The sequence below is a fragment of the Mesorhizobium sp. M0862 genome, assembly GCF_040319795.1.
GTDB lineage: Bacteria > Pseudomonadota > Alphaproteobacteria > Rhizobiales > Rhizobiaceae > Mesorhizobium.
On the sequence record NZ_JAMYOJ010000009.1, the window covers coordinates 219,116 to 235,030 of the forward strand.

The 15,915-nt window shown below is 63.2% G+C and carries 12 protein-coding genes; 9 read left to right on the forward strand and 3 right to left on the reverse strand.

All coding sequences use genetic code 11. The features are described 5' to 3' along the window. The first annotated feature begins 189 nt into the window (after positions 1 to 189). Positions 190 to 1,443 carry a tyrosine--tRNA ligase gene (tyrS, locus tag NKI15_RS16475; RefSeq protein WP_352459436.1) on the forward strand — a complete coding sequence of 418 codons (1,254 nt, stop codon included), beginning with the start codon at positions 190 to 192 and terminating at the stop codon, positions 1,441 to 1,443. Between the two features lie 17 nt (positions 1,444 to 1,460). On the opposite strand, the gene NKI15_RS16480 is transcribed toward tyrS, so the two are convergent. Continuing rightward, positions 1,461 to 4,847, reverse strand: a complete 3,387-nt coding sequence (locus NKI15_RS16480; RefSeq protein ID WP_352514093.1) for a hypothetical protein — start codon at positions 4,845 to 4,847, stop codon at positions 1,461 to 1,463. A 184-nt stretch (positions 4,848 to 5,031) separates the two neighbouring features. On the opposite strand from NKI15_RS16480, the gene NKI15_RS16485 reads away from it, so the two are divergent. After that, positions 5,032 to 5,499, forward strand: a complete 468-nt coding sequence (locus tag NKI15_RS16485; protein WP_023697549.1) for a peroxiredoxin — start codon at positions 5,032 to 5,034, stop codon at positions 5,497 to 5,499. Positions 5,500 to 5,663: 164 nt separating this feature from the next. Next, positions 5,664 to 6,941 (forward strand): M23 family metallopeptidase, encoded by a 1,278-nt coding sequence (locus tag NKI15_RS16490; RefSeq protein ID WP_352514094.1) that lies wholly within the window; start codon positions 5,664 to 5,666, stop codon positions 6,939 to 6,941. A 424-nt stretch (positions 6,942 to 7,365) separates the two neighbouring features. Here the strand turns inward: NKI15_RS16490 and NKI15_RS16495 are convergent, their stop codons facing one another. Beyond that, positions 7,366 to 8,547: a M24 family metallopeptidase gene (locus NKI15_RS16495; RefSeq protein ID WP_023822412.1), complete on the reverse strand. Its 1,182-nt coding sequence runs from the start codon at positions 8,545 to 8,547 to the stop codon at positions 7,366 to 7,368. 211 nt (positions 8,548 to 8,758) lie between these two features. On the opposite strand from NKI15_RS16495, the gene NKI15_RS16500 reads away from it, so the two are divergent. The 5 genes from NKI15_RS16500 to NKI15_RS16520 all read left to right on the forward strand — a co-directional run bounded on the left by NKI15_RS16500 (position 8,759) and on the right by NKI15_RS16520 (position 13,708). Continuing rightward, the gene (locus tag NKI15_RS16500) at positions 8,759 to 9,925 is read left to right on the forward strand and encodes an ROK family transcriptional regulator (protein ID WP_023694099.1); all 1,167 of its coding nucleotides are present in this window, start codon (positions 8,759 to 8,761) and stop codon (positions 9,923 to 9,925) included. Beyond that, the gene (locus tag NKI15_RS16505; RefSeq protein ID WP_023669142.1) at positions 9,922 to 10,686 is read left to right on the forward strand and encodes an ATP-binding cassette domain-containing protein; all 765 of its coding nucleotides are present in this window, start codon (positions 9,922 to 9,924) and stop codon (positions 10,684 to 10,686) included. Before NKI15_RS16500 ends, NKI15_RS16505 begins: the two co-directional genes overlap by 4 nt. 41 nt (positions 10,687 to 10,727) lie before the next feature. Beyond that, complete coding sequence (locus NKI15_RS16510) at positions 10,728 to 11,768, forward strand: sugar ABC transporter substrate-binding protein (protein ID WP_023684845.1); 1,041 nt, start codon at positions 10,728 to 10,730, stop codon at positions 11,766 to 11,768. Positions 11,769 to 11,928: 160 nt separating this feature from the next. Beyond that, entirely contained in the window at positions 11,929 to 12,924 is a 996-nt protein-coding gene (locus NKI15_RS16515; protein ID WP_352886376.1) for an ABC transporter permease, read from the forward strand. 13 nt (positions 12,925 to 12,937) lie between these two features. Continuing rightward, complete coding sequence (locus tag NKI15_RS16520; RefSeq protein ID WP_352511298.1) at positions 12,938 to 13,708, forward strand: SDR family oxidoreductase; 771 nt, start codon at positions 12,938 to 12,940, stop codon at positions 13,706 to 13,708. Here NKI15_RS16520 and NKI15_RS16525 read toward each other — a convergent pair whose 3' ends face one another. Next, positions 13,709 to 14,530: a M15 family metallopeptidase gene (locus NKI15_RS16525; protein ID WP_352514095.1), complete on the reverse strand. Its 822-nt coding sequence runs from the start codon at positions 14,528 to 14,530 to the stop codon at positions 13,709 to 13,711. Positions 14,531 to 14,587: 57 nt separating this feature from the next. On the opposite strand from NKI15_RS16525, the gene NKI15_RS16530 reads away from it, so the two are divergent. Further along, a complete protein-coding gene (locus NKI15_RS16530) occupies positions 14,588 to 15,181 on the forward strand; it encodes a hypothetical protein (RefSeq protein WP_023708653.1) in 594 nt (197 codons plus the stop codon). Positions 15,182 to 15,915 lie beyond the last annotated feature (734 nt).

Consider the following 15,915-nt stretch of genomic DNA (forward strand, 5'->3'; position numbering starts at 1 on the left):
TCGAACCCGTTGGCGCGGCGCCTCATTACGCCAGCCGACAGGATGAAGCAAGCATGCGCGGCAGTGCAGAATAGGCTGTCCATGCCGGCGCAAAATCGGAAACCACTTTTGCTTGACGCGCTTGGATGCTAAACGCCCGCGTTCAGGCCATGCCGGGCCGTTCGGACCCGGCGCTTTCAGGAAGAAACAATGCCCGCCTTCAAGTCCGATTTCCTGCGCGTCATGAGCGAGCGCGGCTTCATCCACCAGATTTCGGATGAGACCGGGCTGGATCAACTTTTCGCGAAGGAAACCGTGACCGCCTATGTCGGCTACGACGCCACGGCGACCAGCCTGCACATCGGCAATCTGATATCGGCGACCATGCTCTACTGGATGCAGGAGACCGGCCACCGGCCGATCGCACTGATGGGCGGCGGCACCTCGATGATCGGCGACCCGTCCTTCCGTGACGACCAGCGCAGCCTTTTGACGCCCGAGGCGATCGCCACCAACATCGAGGGCATCAAGCGAATTTTTGGCCGCATCCTGCGCTTCGGCGACACTGGCAACGACGCCATCATGGTCAACAATGCCGACTGGCTGATGAAGCTCAACTATGTCGAGTTCCTGCGCGATGTCGGCCGCCACTTTTCGGTCAACCGGATGCTGACCTTCGACAGCGTCAGGCTGCGGCTCGAGCGCGAACAGTCGCTGTCCTTCCTCGAATTCAACTACATGATCCTGCAAGGCTATGATTTCGTCGAGCTCAGCCGCCGCCACGACTGCCGGCTGCAGATGGGCGGTTCGGACCAGTGGGGCAACATCATCAACGGCGTCGATCTCGGCCACCGCATGGGCACGCCGCAGCTTTATGCGCTGACCACGCCGCTGCTGACGACATCGTCGGGCGCCAAGATGGGCAAATCGGCCAAGGGCGCGGTGTGGCTGAACGGCGACCTCTTCTCGCCCTATGATTTCTGGCAGTACTGGCGAAACACCGAGGATGCCGACGTCGAGCGCTTCCTGAAGATCTTCACCCGGCTGCCGCTGTCGGAGATCGCGCGGCTGGCCGCCCTTGGCGGCTCGGAGATCAACGAGGCCAAGAAGGTGCTGGCCACCGAAACCACGGCCATCGTGCACGGCCGCGAGGCGGCGCTCGCGGCCGAGGAAACTGCGCGCAAGACATTCGAGGAAGGCGTGACGGCCGAAACGCTGCCGACCGTGGAAGTGGACGACGCCGCGCTGGAAGCCGGCATCGGCATCCTGTCGCTGCTGGTCAGCGCGGGCCTTGCCGGGTCAAACGGCGAGGCAAGGCGTCACATACAGGGTGGCGCCGTGCGCCTCAACGACCAGCCGGTGGCGGACGACCGGCGGATGGTGACGCCTCTTGATTTGAGTCCGGAAAACGTCGCAAAGCTTTCAGTGGGCAAGAAAAAACACGTTCTGGTGCGGCCGGTCTGACCCGTCTTCTGGGATCCTCAGCGATATTCGAAGATCGAGCGGAAAATGCCCGGCGCGATTACCGATAGCGGGTTGATGTCCAGCACCGGCTTGTTGGCGTTGCCCTTAAGCCGGTAGGTGACGCCGATCAGGCCTCGGTCGCGGCCGTTGCCGAGCAGAACGCCGACCAACGGCAACTCGCCGAAGATGCGGTTGAGGCCATAGGCCGGCATGAAGGTTCCGGTCATGTCCATATTGTTGTTCTGGTCGTAGAGCGTGCCTTGGAAGGTGGTGCCGATGCGCGGGCCGCGCAGCACGCCATTCGCCAATTTCAAATAGCCCGACCCCTTGTCGATCTCGGTAAAGCCGCGCTCGAACTTTACCCGCGAAGTGTCGATCTTGCCCTTGACCGCTTCGTTCAGGCTGCGGCTGTCGCCGGCTGGCGTAGTCGATACGATGGACGCAAGCTTCGGTTCATTGACGATGAAGAAGTTGCTCGAATCGACCTGTCCCCGCATCGGGCCGTCGGCTGCGCCGCTGAGCGCCAGCGTGATCGATCCGCCTTCCATATGCTCGTAGATGTTGAGGAAGCGCAATATGGCGCCTGCGTCGGCCGACTTCATGGTGAGCGCGCGAGCACCATTGCCTGCCGTATTGCTGATGGTGATGGCGGCGCCGGAACTTGCCGCGGCGCTGACCTTGAGCCTGTTCACCCTGGAGCCGGCGGCACTGTAGTCGAGCTTCAAATTGGACAGGACCTCGTCATGGAACCCGCTTAGCGAATTGACGTCGGCGCTAACCGAAACCGCGTCCGTGCCGGTGGTTTTGGTGGCGGTATCGACATCGGAGGTGAACTGCTTGATCAGCGAGCGGGCATCGAGCGCGTTGCCGCTGACATCGACTGCGAAGCCCTTGCCCGACCGCTTCACCGTCACGGCGACATCGTCGCCCCGGTTCAAGGCGACTTTGCTGAAGCGCGCCGAAGACAGCGCGCCCTTGACCAGGACGACATCGCCTTCGACCGAAAAGCTCTTTCCGTCGAGGTCGAAGTCGGACAGCGTCGTGGTATCGCCGGACTTGCTCATGGTAAAAGTGGCATTGGCGGCAATGCCCGGCCCCTTGCTCCAGCCTGCCCAGGGAATGTCCAGCCTGGCGCTCGTCAGGTCAACGTCGACGTTCTGGCTGCCGCCTTCGCCGCTCTTGTCGATTGCCACCTTGATGGTGCCGGAAATCAGCGGCGACAGGCCAGGCATGGCGATGGCGCGCGTCTTGTCGTCGAGCACAAGCGCCACCTTGCGGCTGCGCGGCGGCCCGCCATCCCTGAGCGGCTCAACCAGATCGAGCTCGGCTGGAATGCCGTTCAGCCGCGCCTTGGCAGAGATCACCGCCTTGCCGGGCCCGACTTCGATCGAGCCGTCGGCATCGGTCACCATCTGGCCTTCGAACGGCTTGGCGAGCGACAGGTCCTTGTAGTCGAGCGATACCAGCCAATCGAGCTTCGACGTGTCGACGCCGGATTGCAACGGAATGTCGGCCTTGACGTGGCCGGTCACCGTGCCCGAAAGGTCGTCCGGCAAGATGCCGACATGGCGCATGGCGTTGATCGGTTCGTAGGAGGCAAGTTCGGCGATGGCCGGCGCCTCGCCGGCGACGTCGATGTCGAGCGCGCCGATCACCGGCGGGTGGTTTGCCGCCTTTACCGACAGTGTGCCATTGCTTGCCGCCACGGTGCGGCCGCTCGGCATATAGACGCTGCCCGACGACAGCGCGACGTCGACATCGTTGCCGTGGAAGGAAACGACGCCGACGGCATCGCGTATCGGCGGGATGCGGCCGGCGGTGTCGAAACGCGAGCCCTCGACCTGGAAGCGGCCGAACACCTCGTCGGCCGAAAGCGGCACGCCGTTGCCGAGACGCCCCGGCACGACCTGGAACTGCAGGCTGGCATCGACGACGCGGCCGCCAAACAGGTTCTGCAGCACCCACAGCCGCGCGTTCTTGGCCGAGAACCAGGGCCACAATTGCTTGACGTGCGAGACCGCCATGTCGTGGACGTTGAGCGACACCGAGATACCCGGCGGTCCGTTGTCGATGAAGGAAACCGCAGCGGTTCCCAGCACTTCGCTCCCCGATCCCGACCTGATGCCGATCTGGTCGGCGACAAGCTTGCGGCTCTTGACCTGATAGACGCCGGCGATGCGGGCGAAGAAATTCAGCGCCGGCTCGGGCGATTCCGAAGGCGCCAGCGTCGAGCCGTCGCTGGTCAGGTCGTAACGATAGGAAGGCTCCTCGCCGGCCGCGCCGGTCGACGGCTTTGGCCCGATCGAGCCGGCGAAATTGAACGCCGAGCGCCCGGTCTTTAGAACCAGCCTGCCGACATCGATCTTGTTGGAGCCGGAGACGAGGGCGGCGTCGACATTGACATCGGCCGGCAACAGCCCGCGTGTGCCGAGGTCGAGCACCGAGCCGGTTAGCGACAGCGAGCCCGTCAGCCGCGAATCGGTCTCGCCCGAGCCTTCGGATCCGGTGAGCTTCAAAGCAATCGCGCCGGTTCGCCCGCCGGCCGCCGGCGTTGTCTCCGCGACATCCGCCATGTCGATGGCGGCGTTCAAGGCGGTGACGCGCATCGAGCTCGTATCGCGGGTGGCGGTGGCCGTGACGGTGAGCGCGCGGCCATCGACATCCGCCTCGGACGAGAACTCCACGCTGCCGGGGCCCGACTGCAGCACCGTCGCGTTGGCGATCATGACCAGCTTGACCGATCCGGCCTCGGGCAGCTCGAATGCGACATTTTTGAGATCGATGCGGCGCATGGAATCCTCGCGCACGGCATCGAGTGCATGATTGACGTCACTGAAGACGGCGGCGGCCAGTTTTTCCGGATCGATGAGACCGTCTTGATTGCGCAGGCGCGCTGTCCAGTCACCACCCGACGGCATTGCCGCGGTGACGATATGGGCGTCGGAAATCCTGGCGCTGGTCAGCCGAACCTCGCCCGAAAGCAGCGGGATCAGCCGGATGCCGAAGCGGACGCGCCCGGCATCGGCCATCGGCTTGCCGTCGGCCGTCTCGACGCTGACATCCTTGACCTGCAGCGCAATGAAGCTCGATCCGTCAAGTGTCAGGCTGGCAGGACCGACGGCGACTTTGACGTCGAAACCTGCCAGTTTCTCGATCGCCGTTTCGGCTTCCAACCGCAGCCGTTCGTTGCCGATGCCGGTGGCGCCGATGACGTAGACGGCGGCCGCTGCCAGCAGCACAAGGGCTCCAATGCCGGCAAACAGCCGGGCAAGGATGCGAAAGCCGCGGCCGATCCGTGCCTTGCCGAGCGGCGGCACGCGGCAAGCGGACGGGAAAGCCCCCAGGTCGGTGATCTCGTCACGCCTGAACCGGATTTTCTCGTGCTGCGGTTCTTCCTGATCCACGCAATTTTCCGTTGTGCGAATTCGATCGTGGACGAATCCCCGCCCGACACTATAACGACGCAGGCTAGAGCATGATGCCGAAAAGTGTGAGGCGGTTTTCTCGGACAAACGGTTTCCGTTTGTCCAGGCATCATGCTCTATCTCTTTGATTTAGGGCCGCGTAACCTCAAACAAGGGCATCGATATGGCTGATCTCGACGTTGGCGACGTTGCGCCGCAATTCGATCTTCCGCGCGACGGCGGCGGCTCACTCAGCCTTGCCTCGATGCGGGGGAAGCCCGTTGTACTTTATTTCTATCCGCAGGACGACACCACAAGTTGTACCAATGAGGCGATCAGCTTTTCGCAGCTGAAGCCGGAGTTCGAAAAGGCCGGCGCCGTGGTGATCGGCCTGTCGCCGGACAGCGTGAAGAAGCACGACAAGTTCAAAACCAAATACGATCTCACCGTCGACCTGGTTGCCGACGAGGAGCGCAAGGTGATCGAGGCCTACAATCTGTGGGTCGAGAAGACGATGTATGGCCGCAACTATATGGGCGTCGAGCGGGCGACGTTCCTGATCGGCAAGGACGGGCGGATCGCCGGGATCTGGCGCAAGGTCCGGGTGAAAGGCCATGCCGAAGCAGTGCTGGAGGCGGTCCGCGCGCTCTGAGGCGCCACCGATCTGGCCAACGCCGCGCAGTGCATTAGGGGCATAAGACATATATGCGGTTGGCTGACACCGTTGGTCACTAGCGCGCCCGCGACGGCAAAACTTTGTTAACCCTAATAATGTGTAATCGGGCTTCGTTGGTGTCGTAACGAAAGCTTGGTCCCGTGAACCTAACCGGTCAGTCAGCGGTCTTCGGCAGGCGCAAGGAGCCGCATACGGTCATCATTGCGCGGGGCAATGAAATACGGCATTTCACCATCCGGCCGTGGCTCGTCGCCTTTCTCGGCTCGGCACTGGCGGCGATCGCCATCGGCTATCTCTTGGCGACCTCCTATCTCGTACTGCGCGACGATCTGATCGGCGCCACCACGGCCCGGCAGGCGCGCATGCAGCAGGCCTATGAAGATCGCATTTCCGCATTGCGCGCGCAGGTCGACCGCATCACCAGCCGCCAGCTTCTCGACCAAAAACTGATGGAAACCAAGGTCAGCGAATTGATCGAGCGGCAGAGCCAGCTCAGTCAGCGCCATGGCCGCCTCGGCCCGATTCTCGAGCGGGCTGAAAACGAGGTCGGCACGCCGGCCGCCGCGGATGTGGCGGCAAAACTCGACGAGCATGCCGAACTGACTGGCGGCGAGCCACTCGCCTATTCGGTCGCCAGCCTCGGTTCGGGCGACACCAGGCCATTCTCGCTGTGGTCGACACGCTCCGACCCGCTGCCCAGCGAAACGGCTGCGGACCGTGCCGACAAATTGTTCGTCTCGATCAATGATTCACTGAAGGCTATCGAAAGCCAGCAACTCACCCGCATCGAAACCCTGGCCGACAACGCCTACAAGAACGCCGATGCCATCACCCAGGCGCTGGAAGCGGCCGGTCTGCCGGTCGACAGTGATTTCGGCAAAAACGAAAGCGATGTCGGCGGACCGCTGATCCCGCTTGACAGCTCGATGATGTTCGACAGCAAGGTCAAGGAACTGGACGAGGCGCTGGATACGCTCGACCAGTTGAAGAAAGAGGCGCGGCGGCTGCCGCTCGCCAACCCGGCGCCGGGCCACTCCGTCACCAGCCCGTTCGGCGTGCGCACTGACCCCATCCTCGGCACCGCTGCCCTGCACTCGGGCATGGATTTCCGCGCGCCGGTCGGCATGCCAGCCAAGGTCACCGCGGCCGGGATCGTCACCAAGGCCGGCTGGAACGGCGGCTATGGCCGCATGGTCGAGGTCGATCACGGCAACGGCTTTGCCACGCGCTACGGCCATCTGAGCGAGATCGACGTTGCCGTCGGCCAAAAACTCGCGGCCGGCGACATCATCGGCAAGACCGGCAGCAGCGGCCGTTCGACCGGCCCGCACCTGCACTACGAAGTCCGCCACAATGGCGAGGCCATCGACCCGCTGCGCTTCCTGACCGTCGGCAAGAAGGTCGAGCAGTATCTGTAGGGTCAAGCCAGGCGGCTGGTTGCTGCCCGACTTCTCCGCGCCCTGCCCGCTGGTTCCGGATCCAAGGTCGCACCAAGCGCGGACCCGTGCCGACAAAACTGTCCCTGGGCTGAGACAGATGCACGGCCACTGCGAAGCCCATCGAGGCATGGGCGTCATGGCCACGGGCATGCATCACCCTTATCGCCACATTGCGATTGACGGCCTCCCGGAGCCGACAATATCGACGGCCAGGCCGTAGCGGGCGACGTCGCGGATCTGATATCCCCTGCCCGGCCAGCATCGGCCTGAGATAAGCTCGCGTGCCAATCTCGCGGTTCGATAATTCGGGATGGCGGTGCAGATGACGGCGGATCTCGACCATCCGATCGAGAATTCCGGCATCGATGGCGGGGTCGCGGCACCGCCCGGTGCTGCGGGCCGGTCAGGATTTGACATGGATGTCTCGCGGGAATTTGGTTAGCGTCTCATGGCCGGTCTCGGTCACCAGAATGGTCTCGCTGATCTCGATGCCCCAGCCATCCATCCACATGCCAAGAATGGAGTGCACGACATTGCCGGGTTGCAGCGCGGTCTTGTCGCCGGGCCGCAGGCTGATCGTGTGCTCGCCCCAATCCGGGGGATAAGCGACGCCGATGGAGTAGCCGATGCGCGATTCCTTCTTCAGCCCGTAGCGCTGGATAACCTTGCGCCATGCGGCCTCGACCGCTTCGGCTGTGGTCCCCGGCCTGACCGCGTCGAGCACCGCATCCATGCCTTCGATCACCGCCTTTGCGGTGTCGGCGACACGGGCCGGCGTCTTGCCGAGCTGCATCGTTCGGGCGAGGCCTGCGGCATATCGGCGGCAAACGCCGGCGAGTTCGAGCGCGATCGTCTCGTCCTTGCCGAACCTCCGGTCGCTCCACATGATGTGCGGAGCCGATGCATTCTCGCCGCCGAGGATCGTCGGCGGAAGTGCCGTGATGTCGCCGGCGAAGTCTGGACTGCCGGCAATCTGCGCCGCCTGGATCGCGGCAATCGCATCGCATTCGCGCACGCCTGGCGCGATGACTTCGAAGGCCCGCGAAACCGCCGATTCGGCAAGTGTCGACGCCTTGCGCAGATAAGCAATTTCGGGCGCGGATTTGACGGCGCGGATCCAGTTCACCAGCAGATCGGCGTCGTGCCATTTCGCATTGGGCAGGCCGGCGACGAGCCGGGCATGCGCCTTCGGCGAGAAATAATAGGCTTCGAGCTCGATGCCGATATGTCTCGCGCCCCAGCCCTTGGCGACGATCCAGGCCGCTATCCAGTCCATCGGATGGCGATCGGCGCGCTGCACGTGGTCCTCGGGGAAGCCGACCACATTCTCCGGCTTCATCCAGGCCGTCAGCAAGCCGCCTGCCGCATCCATGGCGCGGCCGATCCAGACCGGCTCGGCCTCGTTTTCGATCGGGACAAGCACGACCTGCGGCGTGTAGAACGACCAGCCGTCATAGCCGGTGATGTAATGCTGGTTGGCGACATCGTTGACGACCAGCAGTTCCAGCCCACGCGCCGCCATCTCGGCGCGGATCTTCTTGAGCCGCCGCTGGTACTCATCGCGCGCAAAAGGCAATTCGATCATCGGTTTTCCTGCTGGATCACTGGTCGGGCGAGCCCCGCGCCCGCCTGACGTCATTCACCATTGCGGTGGTTTCAGCCCGGCTGCAATCGGCCAGCGCGGCGCATGGGACAGGTCCTGCACCGCGTCTGGGAACCATTCCGAATTATTTTTGAATTCCATTTGACTGAATAAATTGCCTGTGCAAGTCTGGCCTTCGTAAAGGGCGCGGGACATGGCACTGCGGGGAACCAATCAGGAGTTCGGGCGGCCTTACAACCGGCGCATCGTGCTGGAGTCCATCCGCCTTCACGGTCCCATAGCTCGCGGCGACATTGCCGGCCGCGTTGGCCTCACCGTCCAGACCGTATCGACCATCGTTCGCGAACTCGAAGAGCATGGCTATGTGCTGTCGCTGCGCGAAGAGCCGCGCGGACGCGGGTTGCCGCCGGCGACGCTCAGGATCAACCCCGAGGGCGGCTATGCCGTCGGCGTCCACCTCACCCCGCTGGGGATCGACGCGGCGCTCATCAATCTCAGCGGCGATGTCATCGAGAGCATGCATCGCGAGGCGCCGCATGCGACGCCCGACCATGCCTTCGAGCTGATCGGCGCGATGGTGCCCGAGCTGACCGCGCTGCGCCCCGGCGGACGCGTGCTCGGCATCGGCATGGCGCTGCCTGGACCCTTCGGCGTGGAGTCGATGAGCTTCGTCGGCCCGACGACCATGGCCGGCTGGAAGGATGTCGCGCTGCCGGAACGGCTGGCGGCGTCGACCGGGCTGCCGGCCTTCTTCGAAACCGACATGGCGGCGGCGGCCATGGGCGAACGGCTTTACGGTCTCGGCTCCGGTTATTCCGAATACTACTACCTCTATTTCGGCGTCGGCCTCGGCGGCGTCATCGTGCATGACGGCGCGGTGATGCGCGGCGCCTGGGGCAATGCCGGCGAAATCGGACACATCCCTGCCGTTCCCGGTGGCGAGCCTTGCCCATGCGGTAACAGCGGCTGCCTCGAACGGTATCTCTCGCTCGAAGCACGTCGCCGCCGCAACATCAGCGACGCCGCCTGGGTGGCCGAGATCGCGCCGATCTTCCGCAACGCCATCGTCACCATCGAGAATGTGTTCGACCCGGAAACCGTCATCCTCGGCGGGCTTGCGCCCACCGACCTGCTCGAAAAGCTGGTCGGCGCGGCGGGACAGCTTCCCAATTCGGTCTCGGCGCGGCGCGACCGCAAGACACCGCGCGTGACGGTGGCGACCGGCGGCAAGCATTCGGTGCTGCGCGGCGCTGCCGCATTAGCCGTTTCGGGCGTGCTGTCGCCGCGCTTCGGCCAGATGTTCATTGCCGAGCGCGAGCGCCGGTCCGACCTCATGCACAGCAAGGGAGTGGCGGCATGACCGAACCGCTGCTGGTACTCGAAAACGTCACCAAGAATTACGGCGCCATTCATGCGCTGAGGGGCATCAGCTTCTCGATCGGCAAGGGCGAAGTCGTGGCGCTGCTCGGCGACAACGGCGCCGGCAAGTCGACACTGGTCAAGATCATCGCCGGCGGCCTCGAGCCGAGCTCCGGCCGCATGCTGTTCGAGGGCAAGGAATTCCTGGCGAAAACGCCAGCCGAGGCCAAGGCTGCCGGCATCGAGACCGTCTACCAGGACCTGTCGCTCTGCACCAATGTCGACGTCGTCGCCAATTTCTTCATGGGCCGCGAAATCACCCGCAAGGTTCTCGGTGTCCCCATCCTCGACGAGCGCGCCATGGAGGCCGTGGTCGGCAAGGCGCTGGCAAGTGCCGGCACCCGCATCCCGTCGCTGCGCACCAATGTCGAGCATCTCTCGGGCGGCCAACGCCAGGCCATCGAGCTCAACCGCTTCGTGCACTGGGGCGGCAAGCTGGTGCTGCTTGACGAGCCGTTCGCGGCACTCGGCGTCGAGCAGACCAGGCGCGGTCTCGAGATGATCCGCCAGGTGGCCAACCAGGGCATCGGCGTCGTCATCATCACCCACATCATGCAACAGGCTTTCCAGGTCGCCGACCGGATCGTGGTGATCCGGCAAGGCGTCGTGGCCGGCGATGTCGCACGCAACAAAACAAGTCCCGATGCGGTGATCAACATGATCACCGGTGAGACGCTTGCCGGTGCCGGACCGGCAGGTTGAGGGACAAAAGAGGGGTCCGGTATAAAAGAGGAGCGAACGACATGAAGCGAATACTGGTTCTTGTCTTCGGTATCCTGGCACTGGCTCTTGCCTCGCTCACGCCGGCAATGTCCCAGACCAAGGGCACCGTCTATTATATGGTCCCGACCCTGCTCGATGAATTCCAGACCGGCTCGGTGAGCGCGCTGGAGCTGTTCCTCAAGCAGGTCGGCTATGAGGTGAAAACACTCAACGCCGACAACAAGACCGACGCGCAGCAATCGCAGATGAACGACGTCATTGCGCTGAAGCCGGCGGCGATCATCCTGGCCGCCGTCGATTTCAACGCGCTGAAGCCGTCCATCGAAGCGGCGCGTGCGGCCGGCATCCCGGTGGTCGAGTTCGACCGCCAGATCACCTCGACCCCGTCCGATTTCACCTCGGTGGCGGGCACGGTCGAGATCGGCTACGTCGCCGCCGAGCAGGCGCAAAAGCTTCTGACCGCCAAGAACGGTTCTGTGAAGGGCAAGATCCTGCAGGTGCTCGGCGATCCCGGCGATCCCTACACGCTCGACATCCAGAAGGGTTTCGAGGAGAAGTTGAAGGCGTTTCCTGACGTCAAGATCATCTCGCTGCCGGCCATGCAATGGGAAGCCAGCAACGCCGGCACGATCGTTGCCGACCAGATGCTCGCCAACCCCGACATCGACCTGATCTTCAGCCATGCCGCGCACCTGTCGGTCGCAGCCGTCGCCTCGCTCGAGGCCGCCGGCAAGAAGCCGGGCGACGTCATGCTGATGAGCTCGAACGGCGCTCCGGTCGGTCTCGACCTGATCCGCAAGGGCTGGCTCAATGTCGAAGTCGAGCAGCCGCTCTACGCGCAGGCCGCGGCCGTGGCGATGTTCATGGACAAGATCGCCGGCAAGCAGGAAATCAAGCCTGGCGAGTATGACGTGCTCGGCTTGAAGTCGACCGTGACCAAGGAGAGCTGGGGCCCCAACATCAAGATCCCGGGCGCCGCCATCACCAAGGAAAACGTCGACAATCCGGCCTTCTGGGGCAACCAGAAGCCGCCGACGGACACGATCAAGTCTGTCGAATAGTCGCCTAGCGAAGCGCTCCGGGCCATTGCGGCCCGGAGCCTGCCCATTCACGACGCCGCGTCCCAGGACACCGTGGCGAACCTAAACCCGCGCCTGAACCCGATGAAATCGAGTTGATTTCTCAGCCTGATTTTCTCGGGGGCGCCAACCGGATCAGCCCATGAACCCGCGCAGCCGCAAAGCCCTGGAGTTCGTCCTCGACAACCTCGTCTGGTTCATGCTGATCTTTGTGCTGGTTGTCTTTTCCGTCTTCGTCCCCAACTATTTCCAGCTCGGCATCTTCGCCAACATCATCGAGGCCTCGAGCGTTCTCGGCGTGATGTCGATCGGCCTGTCGCTGGTCATCATTGCCGGCCATATGGACCTGTCGGTGGAATCGGTGGCCGCACTCAGCGCCATGGCGGTCGGCATCCTGTTCTGCTCATCGGGCATCGGCATGGGCATACAGCTCAATCCGCAATGGCTGATGGTTCCGGTTTCGCTGCTGGTTGCGCTGGCCGTCGGCGGCCTCATCGGCGCCTTCAACGGCTATCTCGTGGTCAAGGTGAAGATGAGCGCCTTTATCATTACGCTGGCGTCCTACATCTGGGTGCGCGGCCTGGTGCTGGTGATTTCCGGCGGCCGCTCGGCACAGGATCTGGCGCCGGCCATCCGCTGGTTCGGCATCCAGCTAATGGCCGGCCTGCCGCTGACCGCCTGGATCGCGGTCGCCTGTTTCGTCCTGTTCTCGCTGATCATGGCCAAAACGCCGTTCGGCCGCCACCTCGTGATGATCGGCGGCAACGAGACCGCGACCTTCCGCGCCGGCATCCGCGTCAACCGCAATCTGATCATCGCCTTCGTACTTGCCGGCGCCATTGCCGGCCTCGCCGGCTGGCTGCTCGCCATCCGCACCTCGGGCGCCACCGCCAATCTCGGCACCGGGCTGTTGTTCAACGCCTTTGCCGCGGTCGTCATCGGCGGCGTCAGCCTGAAAGGCGGTGTCGGCACCTTGCCCGGCGTCTATGCCGGCGTGCTGCTGCTCTCCTCCATCAACACGGCAATCAACCTGATGGGCCTGCCGGCCAATTTCACCCAGGTGATCCATGGCCTGCTGGTGCTCGCCGCCGTGCTGCTCGACGCCTTCAAGCAAACCATTCGCCAAAGACTCGCATGACAGGACAGCTCACATGACCGGACGGCTGCAAGACAAGGTCGCGCTTATCGTCGGCAGCGCGCGCGGCATCGGCAAGGGCATTGCGCTGCGCTTTGCCGAGGAAGGCGCAAGGCTGGTCCTGGCCGACAGCGAGGCCGAAGCCGGCCAGGCGACCGCGGACGAGCTCGGCGCGGATTTCATTCGCACCGACATCTCGCAAATGGCCGATGCAGAAGCTGCGGTGGCGCTGGCGCTGAGCCGCCATGGCCGCCTCGACATCGTCGTGCAGAATGCCGGCATCTATCCCTGGCAGCTGATCGAAAACACCAGCCCGGACGACTGGGACCGGGTGATGGCGGTCAATCTGCGCGGCACGTTCAACACCACGCTGGCGGCGCTGGCGCCGATGAAGGTGCAAGGTTACGGGCGCATGCTCTACACCTCGTCGATCACCGGTCCGCACGTCACCAGCCCCGGCCACGGCCACTATGCCGCCAGCAAGGCCGGCATCAACGGCTTCATCCGCTCGGCGGCGCTGGAATTTTCGGGCTACGGCATCACCGTCAACGGCGTCGAGCCCGGCAACATCCTGACCGAAGCGATCGAGCTGCATCGCGGCGCCGCGTACATCAAGAACATGGAGGACTCCATCCCGTTGGGACGCCTCGGCAGCCCGCGCGACGTCGCAAACGCCTTCCTGTTCCTCGCCTCCGACGATGCCAGCTATATCACCGGCACGACGATTATCGTCGATGGCGGCCAGTTGCTGCCCGAAGGCAAGGATTTCCGGCTGCTGCCGCCGTGATCAGCCGGATTTCTTGTACAGCAGCAACTCAGGCCGGTACTCGAAGTGCATGGTGTCGTAGTGATACCAGCGCCCGCCCCAGATGAAGCCGTTTTTCTCGAACAATTCCACGATTTCCAGCGGAATCCGGTTCTTGAAGGGAATGTGGGCCTTCGGGTTGGTTTTGTTCCTGTTGTTGTACCAATAGTCGGAGAAGCCGACATTGATATCGAAGGCCGCTCCGAACGAGTGAACGCTCAACCGGTCGGTGCCGGCGATCGGCCGCCAGACAAAGCCGCCGCCGGGCTTGAGCCCGTAACGGCTCAGCTCCGCGGGCATCGCCTCAAGCGCAGCGGAGACCTTGCCCAGCTGGTCGTTGATGCCGAAAATCCTGGTGACCTGCACGGTCTTCTTGCCGAGCTTCGGCAACCATTTGACGTTGGCGATGTGCTTGCCCACCTCGGCGGCACTTGCCCCGTAGAGCTTCTCGAAGAAAGGTTCATTGCGGATACGGCCGGGATCGAAATCCTCCGCCGGGACCAGCGCGCCCTCGGCTGCTCTGGGATAGACGTAGCGAAACATGTCTTCGATGTCGGGGCTCTCAAGCAACGCGTCGGCGTCGCGCGCCTTGCCGTCGTTCCACACCATGGTGGTGCCGTCGGTCCAGGTCAGGACATTGCCCGAAATGGTGAAAAGGCCGGGATAGGCCTTGAGCAAGGCTGCCTTGGCGGCGGGCTGGTCGACGCCGTCGCCCACATTCCCCGCATAGGCGAAGCGCCCAATACCAGAGATTGCCAATGCGAACAGCAACCGCAGCATCAGGCGCCCTGGATGATCCATCATTGTCCTGCCTTCCCGGAGGGCTTTCGTTCATCGTGTATTTAACAAGGCTGCTGTACCATGCTGGTCGAATCGAACGGGAGACAAATCGTGTCAAAAACCTTCAATGCTTTGATCCGGATGACGTTTACATTCATCTGCCTGGTCGGCCTGGCCTCGTCCGTCTCTATTCTTTTTCCAGCCACCGCATCCGCCCAGCGGATGCAGCGATGCGCCGACGAAGGCGAAATCTGCCGCCTGCCCTACCCCTCGGAAGTGGTCTACGGCGCGCGCGGCCAGACCACCTCCCGCTTCTTCGATCGTCGTTCCGTGCCTTGCTCGAATCGCGTCTTCGGCGACCCGGCGCCCGGCCGCGACAAGGCCTGCTATATTGCGAGGCGCGATAGCAGTAATGATTATGGTGACAACGACGACGACAATTACGGCAATGATGACAATTACGGCGATAATGATTACGGCCAGGGCCGCGGCAGATGGGTGGCCTGCGCCTCGGAGGGGCGGTTCTGCGAGTTCCGTGGCCGCAAAGTGGTGAGATACGGGGCGCGTGGCCAGTACGTCCAGGGCGTATTCAGGAACGGCGTCACATGCAGCGTCGACGCCTTTGGCGAGGATCCCATCCGCCGCGTGAAGAAGAACTGCTACGTCAAGCGATAGACTAGCGCGCCAGGAAAGAACGGCGGGTGCGGCTCATTGCGGCCGCGCCCGGCATTCGGGATATGCGGGCCGGATATGGTGGGCGATGACGGGCTCGAACCGCCGACATCTTCGCTGAGAACGCTATCGTCAACTCGACCGCTGTGAACCCTTATCGCGGCACGGTGACACGGCACCTACGCCGATATCGAAGCCGTATGCGAACAACGTCGACAAGTACACGCTTGCCCGCATCTGCGAGCCGAAACAGGAAGAAGTGACGGAGCCGATCGTCTTTCTGTGCTCACCCAATGCGTGTCGCTCAAAAGCGGTTCCCCGGTTTTGAGAGAGCGACATTGCATAGACGCTCAAGATATTAAGCTTCCTGATGAACCTACCCGTGCAGGTGAACCCACCCTTCCAGAACACCCTGCCCTTCCGGATGAACCTGCTTTCCGGATACGCCAAGTTAATCCGGTAAAGGCATTGTTCGCCTGGCTTTGCGGGCGTGGGCCGAACTTGCTCTGCAGCTGCCATCCAGACGGAAGACATTTGTGTATATTCCGCTTTGGCGACGCGCCGTAATGGCCTCTTGTACTTAGTCCACCGTGCGACGCGAAGGGGGTAGTGTGCTGAGAGTTCTGCAAATTCGCTGAGAGAGGGCGGTCATGGCAGGCTGGTGATTGTTCACGTCACCTGATTCCCGCGAAGGAACGCCACCATGACCAAGACTGAAGTTAAGACCGCCAGCGCTG

Bases quoted from the DNA above. Each gene is read 5' to 3' on its own strand.
- NKI15_RS16505 (WP_023669142.1), top strand. From the start codon at position 9,922: ATGACCGAACCGCTGCTGGTACTCGAAAACGTCACCAAGAATTACGGC.
- NKI15_RS16500 (WP_023694099.1), top strand. From the start codon at position 8,759: ATGGCACTGCGGGGAACCAATCAGGAGTTCGGGCGGCCTTACAACCGG.
- NKI15_RS16515 (WP_352886376.1), top strand. From the start codon at position 11,929: ATGAACCCGCGCAGCCGCAAAGCCCTGGAGTTCGTCCTCGACAACCTC.
- NKI15_RS16495 (WP_023822412.1), bottom strand. From the start codon at position 8,547: ATGATCGAATTGCCTTTTGCGCGCGATGAGTACCAGCGGCGGCTCAAG.
- NKI15_RS16525 (WP_352514095.1), bottom strand. From the start codon at position 14,530: ATGATGGATCATCCAGGGCGCCTGATGCTGCGGTTGCTGTTCGCATTG.
- tyrS (WP_352459436.1), top strand. From the start codon at position 190: ATGCCCGCCTTCAAGTCCGATTTCCTGCGCGTCATGAGCGAGCGCGGC.
- NKI15_RS16510 (WP_023684845.1), top strand. From the start codon at position 10,728: ATGAAGCGAATACTGGTTCTTGTCTTCGGTATCCTGGCACTGGCTCTT.
- NKI15_RS16530 (WP_023708653.1), top strand. From the start codon at position 14,588: ATGCTGGTCGAATCGAACGGGAGACAAATCGTGTCAAAAACCTTCAAT.
- NKI15_RS16485 (WP_023697549.1), top strand. From the start codon at position 5,032: ATGGCTGATCTCGACGTTGGCGACGTTGCGCCGCAATTCGATCTTCCG.
- NKI15_RS16520 (WP_352511298.1), top strand. From the start codon at position 12,938: ATGACCGGACGGCTGCAAGACAAGGTCGCGCTTATCGTCGGCAGCGCG.